At 71.8% G+C, this 17894-nt stretch carries 17 protein-coding genes; 8 read left to right on the forward strand and 9 right to left on the reverse strand.

All coding sequences use genetic code 11. From position 1 onward, the window contains the following. Nucleotides 1–12 precede the first annotated feature (12 nt). A complete protein-coding gene (locus AC3YNX_RS04945; RefSeq protein ID WP_489994983.1) occupies nucleotides 13–2511 on the forward strand; it encodes an ABC transporter permease in 2499 nt (832 codons plus the stop codon). Nucleotides 2512–2608: 97 nt separating this feature from the next. Here AC3YNX_RS04945 and AC3YNX_RS04950 read toward each other — a convergent pair whose 3' ends face one another. After that, nucleotides 2609–3775, reverse strand: a complete 1167-nt coding sequence (locus tag AC3YNX_RS04950) for a fatty acid desaturase family protein (protein ID WP_489982579.1) — start codon at nucleotides 3773–3775, stop codon at nucleotides 2609–2611. 180 nt (nucleotides 3776–3955) lie between these two features. Next, nucleotides 3956–5101 (reverse strand): ferredoxin reductase, encoded by a 1146-nt coding sequence (locus tag AC3YNX_RS04955; RefSeq protein ID WP_489994773.1) that lies wholly within the window; start codon nucleotides 5099–5101, stop codon nucleotides 3956–3958. A gap of 103 nt (nucleotides 5102–5204) precedes the next feature. On the opposite strand from AC3YNX_RS04955, the gene AC3YNX_RS04960 reads away from it, so the two are divergent. The 3 genes from AC3YNX_RS04960 (at nucleotide 5205) to AC3YNX_RS04970 (ending at nucleotide 8235) form a co-directional block, all read left to right on the forward strand. Beyond that, complete coding sequence (locus AC3YNX_RS04960) at nucleotides 5205–5870, forward strand: TetR family transcriptional regulator (RefSeq protein WP_127781612.1); 666 nt, start codon at nucleotides 5205–5207, stop codon at nucleotides 5868–5870. Between the two features lie 94 nt (nucleotides 5871–5964). Next, complete coding sequence (locus AC3YNX_RS04965) at nucleotides 5965–7518, forward strand: succinic semialdehyde dehydrogenase (RefSeq protein WP_489982311.1); 1554 nt, start codon at nucleotides 5965–5967, stop codon at nucleotides 7516–7518. A 45-nt stretch (nucleotides 7519–7563) separates the two neighbouring features. Further along, nucleotides 7564–8235, forward strand: a complete 672-nt coding sequence (locus AC3YNX_RS04970) for an SDR family oxidoreductase (RefSeq protein ID WP_489982312.1) — start codon at nucleotides 7564–7566, stop codon at nucleotides 8233–8235. Here the strand turns inward: AC3YNX_RS04970 and AC3YNX_RS04975 are convergent. The 4 genes from AC3YNX_RS04975 to AC3YNX_RS04990 all read right to left on the reverse strand — a co-directional run bounded on the left by AC3YNX_RS04975 (nucleotide 8232) and on the right by AC3YNX_RS04990 (nucleotide 11031). Then, nucleotides 8232–9191, reverse strand: coding sequence for a CopD family protein (locus AC3YNX_RS04975; protein ID WP_489982313.1), 960 nt, complete (start codon nucleotides 9189–9191; stop codon nucleotides 8232–8234). The two genes, AC3YNX_RS04970 and AC3YNX_RS04975, sit on opposite strands and share 4 nt — an antisense overlap. Further along, entirely contained in the window at nucleotides 9188–9751 is a 564-nt protein-coding gene (locus AC3YNX_RS04980; protein WP_489994774.1) for a copper resistance CopC family protein, read from the reverse strand. Before AC3YNX_RS04980 ends, AC3YNX_RS04975 begins: the two co-directional genes overlap by 4 nt. Then, nucleotides 9748–10440, reverse strand: a complete 693-nt coding sequence (locus tag AC3YNX_RS04985) for a YcnI family copper-binding membrane protein (protein ID WP_489994775.1) — start codon at nucleotides 10438–10440, stop codon at nucleotides 9748–9750. Before AC3YNX_RS04985 ends, AC3YNX_RS04980 begins: the two co-directional genes overlap by 4 nt. A 63-nt stretch (nucleotides 10441–10503) precedes the next feature. Next, nucleotides 10504–11031 carry a hypothetical protein gene (locus AC3YNX_RS04990; RefSeq protein WP_489994776.1) on the reverse strand — a complete coding sequence of 176 codons (528 nt, stop codon included), beginning with the start codon at nucleotides 11029–11031 and terminating at the stop codon, nucleotides 10504–10506. Between the two features lie 143 nt (nucleotides 11032–11174). Between AC3YNX_RS04990 and AC3YNX_RS04995 the strand changes: the two genes are divergently transcribed. The 4 genes from AC3YNX_RS04995 to AC3YNX_RS05010 are packed head-to-tail and all read left to right on the forward strand — an operon-like array spanning nucleotide 11175 to nucleotide 14946. Further along, nucleotides 11175–11837, forward strand: coding sequence for an ABC transporter permease (locus AC3YNX_RS04995; RefSeq protein ID WP_127781618.1), 663 nt, complete (start codon nucleotides 11175–11177; stop codon nucleotides 11835–11837). A 1-nt stretch (nucleotide 11838) separates the two neighbouring features. Continuing rightward, the gene (locus tag AC3YNX_RS05000) at nucleotides 11839–13080 is read left to right on the forward strand and encodes an ABC transporter ATP-binding protein (RefSeq protein ID WP_489994984.1); all 1242 of its coding nucleotides are present in this window, start codon (nucleotides 11839–11841) and stop codon (nucleotides 13078–13080) included. Further along, a complete protein-coding gene (locus AC3YNX_RS05005) occupies nucleotides 13077–13940 on the forward strand; it encodes an ABC transporter permease (protein WP_489994777.1) in 864 nt (287 codons plus the stop codon). Before AC3YNX_RS05000 ends, AC3YNX_RS05005 begins: the two co-directional genes overlap by 4 nt. 22 nt (nucleotides 13941–13962) lie before the next feature. Beyond that, the gene (locus AC3YNX_RS05010) at nucleotides 13963–14946 is read left to right on the forward strand and encodes a glycine betaine ABC transporter substrate-binding protein (protein WP_489982317.1); all 984 of its coding nucleotides are present in this window, start codon (nucleotides 13963–13965) and stop codon (nucleotides 14944–14946) included. Here AC3YNX_RS05010 and AC3YNX_RS05015 read toward each other — a convergent pair. The 3 genes from AC3YNX_RS05015 to AC3YNX_RS05025 form a co-directional block, all read right to left on the reverse strand. Then, a complete protein-coding gene (locus AC3YNX_RS05015; protein ID WP_489994778.1) occupies nucleotides 14936–15241 on the reverse strand; it encodes an ANTAR domain-containing protein in 306 nt (101 codons plus the stop codon). The genes AC3YNX_RS05010 and AC3YNX_RS05015 overlap by 11 nt on opposite strands. Nucleotides 15242–15409: 168 nt before the next feature. Further along, entirely contained in the window at nucleotides 15410–17653 is a 2244-nt protein-coding gene (locus AC3YNX_RS05020; protein WP_489994779.1) for a heavy metal translocating P-type ATPase, read from the reverse strand. Beyond that, a complete protein-coding gene (locus AC3YNX_RS05025) occupies nucleotides 17650–17883 on the reverse strand; it encodes a heavy-metal-associated domain-containing protein (RefSeq protein WP_489982319.1) in 234 nt (77 codons plus the stop codon). Before AC3YNX_RS05025 ends, AC3YNX_RS05020 begins: the two co-directional genes overlap by 4 nt. Between the last annotated feature and the right edge of the window lie 11 nt (nucleotides 17884–17894).

Below are 17894 nucleotides of genomic sequence, written 5' to 3' on the forward strand. Positions count from 1 at the left end.
TCCTCCACCGCCATGCGCCGCGTCTCCCTCCGCAACCTCGTCGCGCACAAGGTGCGCCTGCTGCTCACCGTGCTGTCGGTGGTGCTCGGCACCGCGTTCGTCGCCGGCTCCTTCATCTTCACCGACACCCTGCAGAGCACCTTCAACGGCATCTTCGAGGACACCGCCCAGGGCGTGGACGTGCGGGTGCAGAGCGAGGAGGCCCGCTCCAGCGGGGTGCCGCTGTCCGACGTCGAGGCGATCCGCGCCGTGCCCGGCGTGCGCACCGTGCAGGTGGCGGTGTCCACCCCGGTGGTGCTGCTGGACTCCGCGGGCGACCCGGTGCAGGGCGGCGGGGCTCCCAGCATGGGCGAGGCCTACGTCGCTGACGACCAGCGCATCGGGGACCCGCTGCCGTTCCTGTCCGGCCGCCCACCGGCTGCTGCTGGGGAGATCGCGCTCAACCAGGGTGCGGCCGACAACGCGGGGCTGGCCCCTGGCGACCGCACCAAGGTGCTCGTCCCCGCACAGGGCACCGTGGACGTCGTCATCTCCGGCATCTACGACACCGAGGCGGACACCGGTGGCTACGTGGGAGCGCTGTTCACCAGCACCCAGGCGCGTCAGCTGTTCACCGACGGCAACCACGTCACCTGGGTGGACGTCGCCGGTGCCGGGCTCTCCCAGGAGGAGGTGCGCGACCGGGTGGCCCAGGCGCTGCCCGGGCTGAAGGTGCAGACCGGTGACCAGGTGCGCGCGGACACCCAGGCGGAGGTGAACCAGGCGCTGAGCTTCGTCAACTACTTCCTGCTGGCGTTCGGCGCCATCGCCCTGCTGGTGGGCACCTTCATCATCTACAACACCTTCTCCATGATCGTGGCCCAGCGGCTGCGCGAGCTGGCGCTGCTGCGGGCCATCGGCGCCAGTCGCCGCCAGCTCAGCCGCTCGGTGATCCTGGAGGCGGTGGTGGTCGGCCTGGTCGGCAGCGTGGTCGGCCTGGCCGCGGGCGTGGGCCTGGCCTACGGGCTGCGCAGCCTGCTCAACAGCTTCAACCTCGGGCTGCCCGAAGGTTCTCTGCAGCTGGCCCCGCGCACCGTGGTGGTGGCGCTGGTGGTGGGCGTGGTGGTCACCGTGATCAGCGCCTACGCCCCGGCTCGGCGGGCCTCGCGCATCCCGCCGGTGCAGGCGATGCGAGAGGAGTTCGCCTCCACCGGCACCTCGCTGCGCGGGCGCACCATCGTCGCCGCGGTCGTCGGGGTGCTCGGGGTGGCGGCGGTGGGGGCCGGCGCGGCCAGCACCGGTGGTGGGGCCGCCAGCCTCGTGGGGCTGGGCGCGCTGCTGCTGATCGTGGCCGTGCTGCTCGGTGCGCCGGCGTTCTCCCAGCCGGTGATCGGCGCGCTCGGTGCTCCGCTGCGCGGCCCGGTGGGTCGGCTGGCCCGCACCAACGCCGTGCGCAACCCGCGGCGCACCGCCGCCACCGCCTTCGCGCTCACCCTGGGGCTGATGCTGGTCTCGGCGATCGGGATGTTCGGGGCGTCGGCCAAGGCCAGCCTGAACAGCGTGGTGGACAACGACGTCACCGCGGACTACATCCTGAGCGGCCCGGACATGATCGGGGTGCCCTACGCGGCCAGCGACACGGTGCGGCCGGTGCCGGGCGTGGGCCAGGTGGTCGCCGTGCAGAACGTCCGGGTGCAGATCAACGGGGCCGACGAGCTCGGTGCCGCAGTGGACGGTGACCCCGGGCAGGTGATGGTCGTCGACGCCCAGCAGGGCGACGTGGCGGTGACCGGGACCGACATGGCCGTCTCCGAGACCGCTGCCCAGAGCAAGGGGTGGCGGATGGGGGACACCGTGGCGCTCACCAGCCCGGACGGGCGGACGGTGCCCACCACGGTCACCGGGGTGTACGCGGACAACCAGCTGCTCGGCGACTGGGTGGTCTCCGAGCAGGTGTACCGCGACGTCACCCCCGCGCAGGAGCAGGTGCACGCGGTGGTGCTGGTGAAGGCTGCACCTGGCGCCGACCTGGCCACGCTGCGCACCGGGCTGGAGCAGGCCACCGACCCGCTGCTGGTGGTGCAGGTGCAGGACCGCGAGCAGTTCAAGGGTTCGCTGGCCAGCCAGATCGACACCCTGCTGGCGGTGCTCTACGGACTGCTGGCGCTGGCCATCGTGATCGCGGTGCTGGGCATCATCAACACCCTGGCGCTGTCGGTGGTGGAGCGGCGCCGGGAGATCGGGATGCTGCGGGCGGTGGGCATGCAACGGGCCCAGGTGCGGCGCAACGTCTACCTCGAGTCCATGCTCATCGCCATCTTCGGCGCCCTGGTCGGGGTGGCCCTGGGGCTGGGCTTCGGCTGGGCGTTCGTGCGGACCCTGCGCGACTCCGGCCTCGGCGAGGTGGCGGTGCCGTGGACCCAGGTGGTGATCATGCTGGTCGGCTCGGCGGTGGTGGGCGTGCTGGCTGCGCTGTGGCCGGCGTCCCGGGCGGCACGCACCCGGCCGCTGGACGCCATCACCGGCGGCTAGGGCGACCCCCCGAGAGGACCACAAGGGCCCGGAACGCCGTTTCTCCGGCTCTGCCGGGGCGTTCCGGGCCCTTGTGGTCCTGAAGAGCGGTGCCTGCTCAGGCGGCCTGGGGGGTGGCGGCCGCGGTGGGGGTCTTGTCGTCACCGCGCCCGGTCCAGGGCAGCGCCAGCTTGATGATCTTCTTGGCCACCGAGCCGAGCTGGGCGGAGAGCCCACCGGTGTTGTACGGCAGGCCGTAGCGCTCGCAGGCGTCCTTGACCGTGGCCGACATCTCGGCGTAGCGCCGGGCCGGGATGTCCGGGAACAGGTGGTGCTCGATCTGGTGGGACAGGTTTCCGGTGAGCACGTGGAACAGCGGGCTGCCGGTGATGTTGGCCGAGCCCAGCAGCTGGCGCAGGTACCACTGCCCGCGGCTCTCCTGCTCCGCCTCCTCCTCGGTGAAGGTGGCCACGCCGTCGGGGAAGTGCCCGCAGAAGATGATGGAGAAGGTCCACAGGTTGCGGATCAGGTTGGCCGAGGCGTTGCCCGCCAGGGTGATCGGCGCGAACGGGCCGGACAGCAGCGGGAAGAGCACGTAGTCCTTGCCCACCTGCTTCATCGACTTGCGGACGATCTTCTTGCGGACCTCGGAGGTGTCCGCCCACCGCTTCTCGCCGGTGACGAGCTTCTCCACCTCCATGTCGTGCAGCATCACGCCCCACTGGAAGAACGTGGCCAGCGCCACCGCGTACAGCGGGTTGCCCAGGTAGTAGAGGTTCCACTTCTGCGCCTCGCTCATGCGCAGGATGCCGTAGCCCACGTCGCGGTCCTTGCCCACGATGTTGGTGTACGTGTGGTGCATGTAGTTGTGCGAGTGCTTCCAGTTCTCCGAGGGGCACACCGTGTCCCACTCGAAGACCAGGGAGTTCAGGGCCTCGTCGCGCATCCAGTCGTACTGGCCGTGCATGACGTTGTGGCCGATCTCCATGTTGTCGATGATCTTCGACAGCGCGAGCGCGCCCACGCCGGCGACGAACGCGGGCGGGAAGATGCCCACCGCCAGCAGGCCACGGCCCAGCAGCTCGAGCTTGCGCTGCTTGTCCACCACGTTGCGCAGGTAGTTGGCGTCGGCCTCGCCCAGGTCCTCCACGATGCGCTTGCGCAGCGCGTCCATCTCCGCGCCGAAGGCGTCGATCTGCTCCAGCGTCAGGTCCGGCCGGCCGGCCTCCTGGTCGGGGTGACCGGGGTGGCGCAGCGGCAGCGAGGTGGTGGACTTGGGCAGGATCGGGTGGTGCTCGGGCAGGCCGTCGGCGAACACCGACTTCTTGCCCGACGGGGTGGTGCTGGAGCCGTTCTGCTCCGCCGGCACCGTCGCGCTTTTGTCGGTCGAGGTCTGCTTGGCGGGGCCGGTCTGGGTGGTGTTCCGGCCGATGGTGCGATCAGTGGTGGCAGTCATGAGTACTCCCTAGAGATCGACAGTGACGTCGCCGCCGACGGGCACGGTGACGCAGAGCTGGATGTCGGCTTCGGACTCGGTGGTCACTTCGCCGGTGTGCAGGTGCTGGACGTTTCCGGCGGTCTTGCGCCGGGTGCAGGAGAAGCAGATGCCCATGCGGCAGCCGTACTCCGGGGTGAGCCCGAGCGCCTCGGCCTGCTCAAGCAGGGGGCGCCCGGTGTTGTCGGCGGACTTGCCGCTCTTGCTGAACGAGACGGTGCCGGTGATCTCGCCGTCGGTGGGCACGATGGCCGCCGGCGGGTCGAACTGCTCGGCCTTGAGCTGGTGCTCCAGGTCGTGCTCGGCCCACAGCGCTCGCACGTCCTCCACCAGCCGGGCCGAGCCGCACACGTAGGAGGTGGCCTGGCGCCACCCGGGCACGTGCTGCTCGAGCTGGTCGGCGGAGAACCGCCCGGTGATGCCGTCGCGGTCGTTGTCCTCCTGGGTGCACACCCGCAGCAGCCGGACGTTGTCGTGCTCGGCGGCGAGCCGGGTGAGCTCGTCGTCGTAGGGCACGTCCTCGGCCCGCCGGGTGTAGTGCAGGAACGTCACGCGCCCCGTGTACCCCTCGTCACACAGGGTGCGCAGCATCGACATCACCGGGGTGATCCCGCTGCCGCCGCTGACCAGCAGCACCTGCGCCGGCCGGGGTGACGGCAGCACGAAGTCACCCTGGGCCTGGGTGATGTGCACGACCGTGCCCGGGGCCAGGTCGCTGTGCAGGAACCCGGAGACCAGGCCGTCGGGGCCCTTGCGCACGGTGAACTCCAGCAGCCCGTCGCGGTGGTGCTCGGAGCTGGTCACCGAGTAGCAGCGGCTGCGCCGCACCCCGGCGATGATCAGCGTGAACACCACGTGCTGACCGGCCTGGAAGCCGCGCCAGTTGCTGTTGGGCTGCACCTGCAGGGTGATGCTCTCCGGGGCGGAGCGGTGCACCGAGGTGACCACGCCACGCACCTCGCGCAGCGACCACGTGGGGTTGATCATCTCCAGGTAGCGGTCCGGGCTGTGCGGCGTCGCGAGCCGCTCGAGCAGCGGGACCCCTACCTTGGCCAGGAGCCCCGGGCGCGGGTTCGCTGGCGTCGGCATCTGGTTTGCTGGTGCTTGTGTGGACATTCGCTGCTCCTTCGGGGCACTGCGCAGGGCCGCACGGAGGCGGTGCACACTCTGGGAGTACAGGTGTGCGCTCGGAGCACACGCTACGCGGAAGGAGGCCTCAGTGAACAGTCGTGCGCTCAGTGAGGTCGATCACGGTGAGGGGCCGCACGGCGACGAGCCCCGTGAGTCTCGCGAGACCCGCAAGCAGCGCACTCACCGGGCCCTGCTGGACGCGGCTCTGGAGCTCACCGAGGAGCAGGGGTTCAGCAGCGTCAGCCTGCGCCAGGTGACCAAGGCCGCCGGGATCGTGCCCACCGCGTTCTACCGTCACTACGAGAGCATGGACGCGCTGGGGGAGACCCTGGTGACCGAGTCGTTCACCACGCTGCGCGGCATGATCCGCGCCGTCCGCTCCGAGACCGAGGACTACTACGAGGTCATCCACCGGTCCGTGGTGGTGCTGGTGCGCTACGTGCACCTGCACCGGGCGCACTTCCGGTTCATCATCCGGGAGCGCTCCGGCGGGGTGCGGGTGATCCGCGAGTCGGTGCAGCACCACCTGCGGCTGTTCGTCACCGAGCTGGCCACCGACCTGGCCTCCTACCCGGTGGTCGACGAGTGGCTGGAGTCCGACCGCGAGCTGCTGGCGCAGATGATCGTCAACCAGATGGTGGTGGTGGCCGAGCAGATCCTGGACCAGCCCGGGGACGAGGACGCGGCCATCGCCCGGGCCGAGCGCCAGCTGCGGATGATCCTGGTCGGCGTGGTCTCCTGGCGCAGCGAGTAGCGGCAGCGCCTGCTGCGGTGCGGCTCACGCTACTGCCGGGTAGGTTGGTGTGAACCGCTGTCACACACCTTGCGTCACCACCGGGAGTGCCTTCATGCCTGTCCCCAGCCCCGACGTCTTCAAGCGTCTGGCCGCGCACATCGCCATTCCGGCGGAGGCCCAGCGCGACAGCTCGACGGTCATCGAGCCCTTCACCGGCAACACCCTCGCCACCGTCCCCATGGGCACCGCCGAGGACGTCGAGCAGGCGGTGCGCCGTGCCCGGGCCGCCCAGAAGTCCTGGTCGCAGCTGCCGGTGGCCGCGCGAGCCGCGGTGCTCAACCGCTACCACGACCTGGTCCTGGAGCGCCGCGAGCAGCTGATCGACATGGCGCAGGCGGAGACCGGCAAGTCCCGGCTGGCTGCGGCCGAGGAGATCATGGACGTGGCCCTCACGGCGCGCTACTACGCGCGGGCCAGCGCCAAGCTGCTCGCCCCCAAGCGTCGGCAGGGCCTGTTCCCGGGCTTCACCAAGACCGTGGTGCACCACCAGCCCAAGGGTGTCGTCGGCGTCATCGCCCCCTGGAACTACCCGCTCACCCTCGCCGTCACCGACGCGCTGGCCGCGCTGATGGCCGGCAACGGCGTGGTGATCAAGCCGGACCGCCAGACCCCGCACACCGCGCTGGCCGCCATCGAGCTGCTCTACGAGGCGGGGCTGCCCCAGGACCTCTACGCCGTGGTCACCGGCGCGGGCTCGGTGGTCGGCACCGCCATCGTGGAGAACACCGACTACCTGATGTTCACCGGCTCCACCGCCACTGGGCGCACGCTGGCTGAGCAGACCGGCCGTCGCCTGATCGGCTTCTCCGCCGAGCTCGGTGGCAAGAACCCGATGATCGTCACCGCCGGGGTGGACATCCCCAAGGTGGTCAACGCCGCCATCCGCGCCTGCTTCGCCAACTCCGGCCAGCTGTGCATCTCCATCGAGCGCCTCTACGTGGAGCAGTCCATCGCCGAGGAGTTCACCCGCGCCTTCGCCGAGCGGGTGCGCGCGGTCAAGCTCGGCGCGGGCTACGACTACGGCCCGGAGATGGGCAGCCTGGCCTCCCAGGACCAGCTGGACACCGTGAGCGCGCAGGTGCAGGACGCCCTGGCCAAGGGTGCGACCGCGGTGGCCGGCGGCAAGGCCCGCCCCGACCTGGGCCCGTTCTTCCACGAGCCCACCGTGCTCACCGGCGTCACCGACGAGATGGACTGCGGCCGCAACGAGACCTTCGGCCCGGTGGTGTCCATCTACCCGGTGGCCGACGTCGAGGAGGCCATCGAGCGGGCCAACGACACCGAGTACGGCCTCAACGCCAGCGTCTGGGCCGCCACCCGTGCCCAGGGCGAGGCCATCGGCGCCCGCCTGCGCGCCGGCACCGTGAACGTCAACGAGGGCTACGCGGCGGCCTGGGGCAGCACCGACGCCCCGATGGGTGGCATGGGCACCTCCGGGATGGGCCGTCGTCACGGCGCCGAGGGGCTGCTCAAGTACACCGAGTCGCAGACCGTAGCCACCCAGCGCCTCGTCCCCGCCGCACCTCCGCGCGGGGTCTCCCAGAAGGCCTACACCTCGACGGTGTTCGCCCTGGTCAAGCTGATGAAGCACCTGCCGGGCCGCTAGCTCCACCGCACGGTCGCCCCACCTTCGAGCAACCAAGGAGAACTCATGCGCGTGGTCATCGCCGGCGGGCACGGCAAGATCGCCCAGCACCTGCTCAGGCTGCTCGCGGAGCGGGGCGACGACGCCGTCGCCCTGATCCGCAACCCCGCCCACATCGGCGACATCAGCGACCTGGGCGCGGACGCGGTGGTGCTCGACCTGGAGAGCGCCGACGTCGCCCAGGTGGCTGAGGTGCTGCAGGGTGCCGACGCCGTGGTCTTCGCGGCCGGGGCGGGCCCGGGCAGCAGCATCGAGCGCAAGGACACCGTGGACCGCGCCGGCTCGGTGCTGCTGGCCGACGGGGCGGAGCAGGCCGGGGTGCGTCGCTTCGTGCAGGTCAGCTCCTTCGGCGCCGGTGAGCCGGTGCCCGAGGGCACCGACGAGGTGTTCACCGCCTACCTGGCGGCCAAGACCGCCGCCGAGGACGACCTCACCCGCCGCGAGGGGCTGGACTGGACGGTGCTGCGCCCCGGTGGCCTCACCGACGAGGACCCGACCGGCCTGGTTGCGCTGACGTCCCCGCCGCTGGAGCCCGGCCAGGTTCCTCGCGCCGACGTGGCTGCGGTGCTGCTGGCCCTGCTGGACACCCCGGCCACCGCGGGGCACACGCTCATGCTCACCTCGGGGGACACCCCGATCGCCGACGCCGTGCAGGCAGTGGTCGGGGCGAGCGGCTAGCCGGTGGTGGCCAGCGCGGTGGCCAGGCCCAGCGCGAGCCCCATCACCGCCACCTCCACCACCGCGCGCCGCAGCGAGACCTCCGCCGGCGTGCGGTGGTCGGCCGCGGCGGGCACCCACCGGCGCCGCGCCAGCAGGCCCAGGCCGAGCAGCGCCGCCAGCACCGCCACCTTGACCAGCACGATGCGTCCGTAGCCGGTGCTGAGCAGGGCTCCCACACCGCCCACCTCGAGCAGCGCAGTCCCAGCGCCGCTCACGGCCAGGGCGAGCACGCACCAGCCGGCCAGCGCCGAGAAGCGGGGGAGCGTGCGCGCCCAGGTGCCGCGGGCTGGTCCCGCGGCCAGGGCGAGCGCCACCAGGCCGCCGCACCAGGTGGCCGCGGCCACCACGTGCACCACCACCAGCAGCTGGGCCAGCGCGCTGGCATGGGCGTGGCCGGTGAGCGGCCGGGCCGCCAGCGCCACCACCGCCAGGGCCAGCACGCCGGCGCTGCTCCAGGCCGCGCCGGTGCGGCGGGCCACCGCGACCAGTGCCAGCAACGCCACGACGCAGCCGCAGACCACCAGCGCCACCGAGCCGCCGACCGTGGACTGCAGGTACGCGCCGACGCTGGCCGCCCGCACGGTGGGCAACGAGCGGCCGTCGGCCTCCGCCGCAGCCGCGGCCAGCAGCACCACCTCCGCCAGCAGCCACGCCGTGGCCAGCGCCAGCTGCGTGGTGTGCAGGCGCTGGGCCATCGCCGCCCGCCGACGCGGCTGCTCCAGGTACACCACCACGCAGGTGCCCAGCAGCGCGGTGCCGGCCAGCAGCGCCGCCAGCCGCAGGTAGTCCGAGGGCGGCTGGTGCGCCGGTCGCGACACCAGCGCCGCCACCAGCAGCCCGAGCAGTGCCGTGGGCGCGGCCACCAGCAGCACCAGCTGACGCCGGGTGCTGCTGGCCGCGCCCACGGTGCTCACTGCGGCGCGGAGCCCGTGCCGCTGCTCCGGCGGGGACCGCTGCGCAGCCCCACCACCAGGCCGAGGGCGAGCACCAGCACCGCCGCGCCCACCACGAACGGCCAGGCGGGCACCCCGTCGGTGTCGGCCGGCTGCTCGCTGCCCACGGCGCCCACCGCAGGCCCGGGCGTGCCCGTGCCCGGGGTGGTGAGGGTGAAGCTCACGGTGCCGGTGACCGGGTGGCTGTCGGCCGAGAGCACCCGGTAGGCCACCGTGTAGCGCCCGGCCGGGCCCAGCTCGGGGAGCGCCACCGAGGCAGTGGAGCCGGTGATGGTGGCGCTGCCGGTGGACCACTGGTTGCCGTCCGGCCCGACCACGCTCACCGAGCCGAACGCCGGCTGCAGCGGCTCGTTGAACGTCAGCGCGACCTGGGCCGGGCTGGTCGCCACCTCGGTGCCGTCAGCGGGATCGGAGCTGACCAGGTAGCTGTGCGCGGAGGCGGGACCGGCCCCCACCAGCAGGGCCAGGCCCAGCAGCAGGCTCACCGCGGCGGCCCGCAGGCCGGCTCGGGCGCCGCTCACGCGGGCCTGCGGCTGCGCAGCACGGCTCCGGCGCCCAGCCCCAGGCCGAGCGCACCGAGGACGAGGCCGGCCCCGCCCAGCCAGCGCGCGGTGGTGTCGCTGCCGCTGGAGGCCTCGGGGGCGGTGCTCGACTGCGTGGCCGCGCTCGTCGAGCCGTGACCGGACGCCGGGGCAGCGGCAGCGAGGGTCAGCGACGGTGCCGGGTGCTCGGGCTCGTCGCCGTGCACGGTCGCCTGCTGGTCCCAGCGAACCACGGTGCCGTCGCTGTAGACCTGCTCGGCGGGCAGGCTCAGGTTGTCGGTGGCGGGCAGCGGGCCCACCTGCAGCAGGAACTGGCCGAACTGGCCGTCGCCGATGGCAGCGCCGGGCTGAGCGGTCCAGGTGACCGAGGTGGGCACCGACGTCGCCGGGTCCTTCTCCACGGTGGCGGTCCAGCCCGGGGTTGGTGAGGTCCGCACCGACTTCATCGGCGCACCCTCACCGCTCTGGGCGGGCAGGGTGACCTTGAGGCCGGTGGTGGCGGCCGTGGGTGACTCGTTGGGCACCCGGAAGGTGAGCACGGTGTAGCCGCCCTGGGCGGCGTCGGGGCTGCTCACCGAGACGTGGGCGGCGGCCGTGCCGGTGGCCAGCGTGCCGGCCACGGTGAGCGCGCCGGCGGTGACGCAGGCGCGCATGATCCAGCTGTTCATCAGTGTGGTCCTTGAGGTCAGAGGGGGTGCTTCGCCACGCACGTGGCGGTGGGTGCGGAGGGCTCACGCACGCACGGGCGGTCCTCTGCGGGGCACGGAGACGTCGAGCAGCGCCGAGAACAGCGGAGCCGGGGCCACGCCCTGCGGCAGCACGCGGGGCACCCGGGCGCGCGGGAGCAGCGGGGGCAGGACGAGCACGATGCGCTGCAGGGCGGCCACCGACGCGGGTGCCAGCCGCTCGACCAGCGCGATGACCTGCACGCACACCAGCACCGCCAGCGCGTGGGCCAGCAGCATCTGCGCCGAGGTGGCGCCCTGGTGGTGGGCGTCCAGGCCGATCACCTCGTGGCCGGCGACCTGCCCGGTCACCAGCAGGGCCAGGAGCGCGGGGCGGCCTTCGCGCAGGCGCGGCACCGTGGCCGCGACTACGCTGAGCGACACAGCAAGTCCGAGCAGCAGGTAGAGCCCTGTGGCGGTGGGCAGCCCGCCGCCGGAGGCCCCGTGCGCGGCCACCGCCATCGTCGCCGAGGCAGCACCGAGAGCGGCGCCCCGGACCCGGGCTGCGCCGTCGCGGGATCGGCCTCGCTGCACGTGCTCAGGCTACCCATTGCCGAATTGTGACCTTCGGGTCAGGAGGCCTTGGCCTATGGTTACTCCGCTCACACCATTTTTTCGTCATTGCACGTCCTGGTGCAGGAATTGTTCAGGATCGAGAGAGCGGGTGATCGTCAGGCATGCCTGATTTTTGGATCGACGTCTGGGACTACGTGGTCAAGTTCCGCAGACAGCTAGCCATCGACTCGTACCTGCACGTCAGCGCCGCGGTGCAGTGCGTCCTCATCGCCACGATCATCGCCGTGCTGGTGGGAATCGCGGTCTACCGCAGCCCCGCTGCCTCGGCCGTGTCCACCGCGCTGGCCAGCACCATTCTCACCATTCCCTCCTTCGCCCTGCTCGGCCTGCTGATCCCGGTGATGGGCCTGGGCGTGCCGCCCACCATCACCGCGCTGGTGCTCTACGCGCTCCTGCCGATCATCCGGAACACCATTCTCGGGCTGGCCTCGGTGGACCCTGCGGTCACCGACGCCGCCCGTGGGGTGGGGATGAGCCGCATGGCGGTGCTCAGCCGCGTCGAGCTTCCGCTGGCGTGGCCGTCGATCCTCACCGGGATGCGGGTGAGCACCCAGATGGTGATGGGCATCCTCGCCATCGCCGCGTACGCCAAGGGGCCGGGCCTGGGCAACCTGATCTTCTCCGGCCTCTCCCGGGTGGGCAGCCCCACCGCCGTCCCGCAGGCGCTCAGCGCCACGGTCCTCATCATCATCCTCGCGCTCATCCTGGACGGCATCTACGTGCTCATCGGCCGCCTGACAACTTCAAGGGGTATCCGTGCCTGACATGCAGAAGAACAGCACCGTCGCCGCCGAGCCTGACGCCGGTTCCGTCTCCGGCGTCGAGATCGTGCTCGAGGACGTGGTCAAGCAGTACCCCGGCAGCCCGCAGCCTGCGGTCGACCACTTCTCGCTGACCATCCCGGCCGGGGAGATCGTGGTCTTCGTCGGGCCCTCCGGCTGTGGCAAGACCACCACCATGCGCATGATCAACCGGCTGATCGAGCCCACCTCGGGGCGGATCACCATCGGCGGCCGCAACGCCCTGGAGCTCAACGCCGACGAGCTGCGCCGCGGCATCGGCTACTCCATCCAGGCGGCCGGGCTGTTCCCGCACATGACCATCGCCCAGAACGTCGGCATGGTGCCCAGCCTGCTGGGCTGGGACAAGAAGCGGATCCGCGACCGCACCAACGAGATGCTGGAGCTGGTCGGGCTGGACCCGGCGCAGTACCTCACCCGCTACCCGCGCCAGCTCTCCGGCGGGCAGCAGCAGCGAGTGGGGGTGGCCCGCGCGCTGGCGGCCGACCCGCCGGTGCTGCTGATGGACGAGCCCTTCGGTGCCGTCGACCCCATCACCCGCGGCCTGCTGCAGGACGAGCTGATGCGACTGCAGGCGGAGCTGCGCAAGACCATCGTCTTCGTCACCCACGACTTCGGCGAGGCGGTGAAGCTCGGCGACAAGATCGCCGTGCTGGGTGATCGCTCCACCGTCCTGCAGTACGACACCCCGGAGGCCATCCTGGCCAACCCGGCCAACGACACCGTGGCCAAGTTCGTCGGTGCCGGTGCCTCGCTCAAGCAGCTCACCCTGCTGCGGGTGCGCGACGTGGAGCTCGAGCAGCGCCCCACCGCGCGGGTGGACGGATCGGTGGACGAGCTGCGGCTGGCGGTGGGAGACCGACGCGGCTCGTGGGGCATCGTGCTCGACTCGCGCGACCGGCCCTACCGGTGGGTCGGCCCGCACCACCTGGCCAACGCCACCAGCCTGCAGGACGTGGGCATCCCCATCGGGGAGACGGTGTCCACGCAGTCGACGCTGCAGGACGCCCTGGAGGCCCTGCTGGCGGAGAGCAACGCCTCCACCGCCGTCACCGGCAAGCGGGGCGAGTACGTCGGCATGATCACCATCGAGACCCTGGTGGGCACCATCCGCACGCTGCGCGAGCAGCACGAGCACGACCACGACAACGACGAGCCCGGACCCGGTGCGGGGCAGCAGCCCGCGGCCGTGAGGGCCGAGGCATGACCGCACCCACGCAGACTGCGGAGGTCGACGAGTCGCTGTCCTTCGTCGAGGTGGGCCAGGCGGGCGACACCGGGCTGCAGGCGGTCGAGCGCGACGCCCGCCGGGCGGACCGGGTGCGCCTGGTGGTCCAGCCGGTGGCCGCGCTGCTGCTGGCTGCCGGTGTGCTCATCTGGGCGCTGGTGGTCACCGACCTCAACGACACCCAGAAGGCCACCGTCAACTGGACCAACATCCGCGACCTCACGCTCGAGCACCTCAAGATCACCTTCGCGGTGGCGCTGATCGTGGTGGTGGTGGCGATCGTGGTGGGCACCCTGGTCACCCGGTCGGGCCTGACCTGGCTGTCGCCGCTCTTCATCGGGATCGCCAACATCGGTGCCTCCGCGCCGGCCATCGGCCTGCTGGTGCTGTTCTACCTGTGGGTGCAGGAGGGCGGTGTCTGGAGCTTCCTGGAGGGCGACACCTTCTGGGTGGGGGTGCTGCCCCTCGCGCTGTACGCGTTGCTGCCGGTGCTGCGCAACACCATCCTTGGCTACCAAGAGGTCGATGCCATCCTGGTGGATGCCGGCCGCGGCCAGGGCATGTCCGCCTGGACGGTGCTGCGCCAGGTGGAGTTCCCCCTGGCGGTGCCCTACATCCTCGCTGGGCTGCGCACCTCGCTGGTGCTGGCGGTGGGCACCGCCACCCTGGTGTTCCTGGTGGGTGCCGGCGGGCTGGGTCAGCTGATCGACACCGGCTACAAGCTCAACGACATGGTGGCGCTGCTGGTGGGCGCGCTGCTCGCCGTCGCACTGGCACTGCTGGTCGACTGGGTCGGCGCGCTCGCCGAACAGGTTCTCGGCCCGAAGGGACTGCGCTGACATGACGAGGCCAACCATGACGATGACCAAGCTGAGACTGGCCCGACGTGCGGTCACCGCCACCGTGGCGGTGGTCTGCACGACGCTGGTCGCCTCCTGCGGGCTGCAGTCCGGTAGTGCCGTGCCGCTGGCGGTCGAGCCTGGCAGCATCCAGCCGGTGCCCGCCCTGGAGGGCGTGAGCCTGACGGTGGGGTCCAAGGACTTCACCGAGCAGCTCATCCTGGGCTACATGATCGAGTACGCGCTCAGCGCCGCCGGCGCCGACGTCCGCGACCTGACCAACATCCAGGGCTCCAACAGCACCCACCAGGCCATGCTCAACGGCCAGGTGGACATCACCTTCGAGTACACCGGCACCGGCTGGATCAACTACCTCAAGAACGAGAAGCCGATCCCCGACGCCACCAAGCAGTTCGAGGCAGTGCGCGACGCGGACGCCAAGAACGGCCTGGTGTGGGTCAACCCGGCGCCGATGGACAACACCTACGCCTTGGCCATGAGCCGCAAGGTGGCCGAGGAGACCGGCGTCAAGACGCTGTCGGACTACGCCGAGCTGGTGAAGAAGGACCCTGCCCTGGCGCAGACCTGCCTGGAGACAGAGTTCGTCAGCCGCCAGGACGGCTTCCCGGGCATGGCGGCCACCTACGGCTTCGACCCCGCGGTGGTGCCGGTGAAGACGCTGCAGACCGGCCTGATCTACGCGTCCACCGCGACCGGCGGGTGCCGGTTCGGCGAGGTCTTCACCACCGACGGCCGCATCCTCGGCCTGGACCTGCAGCTGGTGGAGGACGACAAGCAGTTCTTCCCCCGCTACAACGCCACGGTGGTCATCCGCCAGGAGGTGGCGGAGAAGTACCCGGAGATCGCCACGGTGCTCGAGCCCATCTCCAAGATCCTCACCAACGAGGAGATCACCAAGCTCAACGCCAAGGTGGACGTGGACGGCGAGGACCCCGCCGAGGTCGCCCGCCAGTGGATGGTGGACAAGGGCTTCGTCACGCTGTAGCGGTCGTGCCCCAGTGACGGTGGGCGGCGACGGTGGCGGGCTCGGTGGAGCCCGCCACCGAGTCGGCCCCGGACACCAGCTCCACCAGCGCCGCAGCGAGCGAGTAGAGGCTGATCCCGTCCTGGCCGGCAACACGGCAGAGCTCGGCGAACGCCTCGGCCTCGCTGTAGCGGAACATCGCCATCAGCATGCCCTTGGCCACGTCGACGTTGGGGCGCTCCTGCAAGCTGTGGCGCAGCACCTCAGCCTCGACCTCGAGCACACGGCCTGCGCTGAGCATTGACTTGTCCTGCACAGAACACCTCCCGCCAACGATGCTGGAAAGCGGTGTTCTCCACTAGGGGCCAAGTCTCGCCGACCTGCGACCAGGGCGCCAGAGATCGTGCAGCGCGTCACAGTGCCCTCCGGCGTGGCCCTCCGGCGTGGCCCTCCGACGTGACCGGCGTGGCAGGGCGGTGGTGACCTAGCCGGTGGCCACCGGGCGGAACCGGCGCAGCCGCAGGCTGTTGGACACCACGAACACGCTGGACAGGGCCATGGCCAGGCCCGCGATCAGCGGGTTGAGCAGCCCCAGCGCGGCCAGCGGCAGCGCCGCCACGTTGTAGGCGAAGGCCCAGAACAGGTTGCCCTTGATGGTGCTCAGCGTGCGGCGGGCCAGCCGGATCGCGTCCACCGCGGCCCGCAGGTCACCGCGCACCAGGGTCAGGTCGCTGGCCTCGATGGCCACGTCGGTGCCAGTGCCCATGGCCAGGCCCAGGTCAGCCTGGGCGAGCGCGGCGGCGTCGTTCACCCCGTCGCCGATCATGGCCACCACCTTGCCCTCGCCCTGCAGCCGACGGACCACGTCCACCTTCTCCGCGGGCAGCACCTCGGCGTGCACCTCCTCGATGCCCACCCGGCGGGCCACGGCGTGTGCGGCGGCGGAGCTGTCGCCGGTGAGCAGCACCGGGGTGAGCCCCAGGCGGCGTAGCCCGGCCACAGCCTCCGCGCTGCTGGGCTTGAGGGTGTCGGACACCGTGAGCACGCCGGTGACCGCACCGTCCCAGCCCACCACCACCGCGGTGCTCCCCTGCTCCTCGGCGGCGTCCTTGGCCTGCTGCAGCTCGGCGGGCAGCGGCTGCTCCAGCAGGGAGGCGCGGCCCACCACCACGCGGTGGCCGTCCACGGTGCCGTGCACGCCCAGGCCGCCGGTGCTGGCGAAGTCCTGCACCGCGGGCAGCGGCTGGGCGGCGCCGGCGGCGATGGCGCGGGCGATGGGGTGCTCGGAGGCGTGCTCCACCGCGGCGGCCAGCCGCAGCAGCTCGTCGGCGTCCACGCCGGGGGCGGGGATCACCTGCTGCAGGCTCATCTGCCCGGTGGTGACGGTGCCGGTCTTGTCCAGCACCACCGTGTCCACCCGGCGGGTCGACTCCAGCACCTCGGGGCCCTTGATGAGGATGCCCAGCTGTGCGCCGCGGCCGGTGCCCACCAGCAGGGCGGTCGGCGTGGCCAGACCCAGCGCGCAGGGGCAGGCGATGATCAGCACGGCAACCGCGGCGGTGAAGGCGGCGTCCACGGGCTCGCCCAGCAGCAGCCAGGTGGCCAGGGTGCCCAGCGCCAGCACGATCACCGCGGGCACGAAGACGCTGGAGACGCGGTCGGCCAGCCGCTGCACCGGTGCCTTGCCGCTCTGGGCGTCGTTGACCATCTGCGCCATCTGCGCCAGCTGGGTGTCGGCGCCCACGCGGGTGGCGCGCACGGCGAGGCGTCCGCCGGCGTTGGTGGTCGCGCCCACCACGGCGTCGCCCGGGCCGACCTCCACCGGCACCGACTCGCCGGTGAGCATGCTGGCGTCCACGGCCGAGGAGCCGTCCACCACCACGCCGTCGGTGGCGATCTTCTCGCCCGGCCGCACCACGAACTCGTCGCCGACCACCAGCGCACTGACGCTGATGCGCTGCTCAACCCCGCCCCGCAGCACCGCCACGTCCTTGGCGCCCATGGTCATCAGCGCGCGCAGCGCGGCGCCGGCGTTGCGCTTGGAGCGGGCCTCGAAGTAGCGCCCGGCCAGCAGGAACACGGTGACCGCCGACGCCACCTCCAGGTAGATCTCGCTGCTGCCGTGCCCGCGGGCGACGGTGAAGCTGAACGGCATGCGCATCATCGGGTCGCCCGCGGCGCCGAGGAACAGCGCGTACAGCGACCAGCCGAAGGCCGACAGGGTGCCGACGCTGATGAGGGTGTCCATGGTGACCGCGCGGTGGCGCAGGTTCAGCCAGGTGGCGCGGTGGAACGGCCAGGCGCCCCACACCACCACCGGGGCGGCGAGGGTGAGGGAGAGCCACTGCCAGCTGTCGAACTGCAGCGGCGGCACCATCGCCAGCACCAGCACCGGCAGAGTGAGCAGCGCGCTGATCAGCAGCCGCTGCCGCAGCGACTCGGTGGCGGCGTCGTCGGCGCTCGGCCGGTCGTCGGGTTCGGCGTCGGCCTCGGGCGGGGTGGGCAGGGCGGCGGTGTAGCCGGTGGCCTCCACCTGCGCGACGAGGTCGGCGGGGTCCATCGTCGGCGGGTAGCTGACGTGGGCCTGCTCGGTGGAGTAGTTCACCGTGGCCTGCACGCCGTCCAGCTTGTTCAGCCGCTTCTCCACCCGGGCGGCGCAGGAGGCGCAGGTCATGCCGCCGATCTGCAGGTCGACGGTGGTGCGGTCGGTGCCGGTCGTGGCGGTCATTGCTGGTCCCTCCCTCCGTCGTCGCTGACCAGCTCGTAGCCGGCCTCGTCCACGGCTGCGGCGACCATGGTGTCCTCCAGCGGGGCCTCGCTGGTGACGGTGAGCTTGCCGGTGGGCAGGTCGACGTTGACGGCCGTAACGCCGGGCAGCTCGCCGACCTCGGTGGCGACCGCCCGCTCGCAGTGCTCGCAGGTCATGCCGGTGACGGTGTAGGAGCGGGTGGTCATCATGGTGTTCTCCT

The sequence above is a fragment of the Rhodococcus sp. Z13_19A genome, assembly GCF_058133575.1.

Coding starts and splice junctions, on each gene's coding strand:
- AC3YNX_RS04945 (WP_489994983.1), top strand. CDS start 13: ATGCGCCGCGTCTCCCTCCGCAACCTCGTCGCGCACAAGGTGCGCCTG.
- AC3YNX_RS04955 (WP_489994773.1), bottom strand. CDS start 5,101: ATGTCCACACAAGCACCAGCAAACCAGATGCCGACGCCAGCGAACCCG.
- AC3YNX_RS04965 (WP_489982311.1), top strand. CDS start 5,965: ATGCCTGTCCCCAGCCCCGACGTCTTCAAGCGTCTGGCCGCGCACATC.
- AC3YNX_RS04970 (WP_489982312.1), top strand. CDS start 7,564: ATGCGCGTGGTCATCGCCGGCGGGCACGGCAAGATCGCCCAGCACCTG.
- AC3YNX_RS04985 (WP_489994775.1), bottom strand. CDS start 10,440: ATGAACAGCTGGATCATGCGCGCCTGCGTCACCGCCGGCGCGCTCACC.
- AC3YNX_RS04995 (WP_127781618.1), top strand. CDS start 11,175: ATGCCTGATTTTTGGATCGACGTCTGGGACTACGTGGTCAAGTTCCGC.
- AC3YNX_RS05000 (WP_489994984.1), top strand. CDS start 11,839: ATGCAGAAGAACAGCACCGTCGCCGCCGAGCCTGACGCCGGTTCCGTC.
- AC3YNX_RS05005 (WP_489994777.1), top strand. CDS start 13,077: ATGACCGCACCCACGCAGACTGCGGAGGTCGACGAGTCGCTGTCCTTC.
- AC3YNX_RS05010 (WP_489982317.1), top strand. CDS start 13,963: ATGACCAAGCTGAGACTGGCCCGACGTGCGGTCACCGCCACCGTGGCG.
- AC3YNX_RS05020 (WP_489994779.1), bottom strand. CDS start 17,653: ATGACCGCCACGACCGGCACCGACCGCACCACCGTCGACCTGCAGATC.
- AC3YNX_RS05025 (WP_489982319.1), bottom strand. CDS start 17,883: ATGATGACCACCCGCTCCTACACCGTCACCGGCATGACCTGCGAGCAC.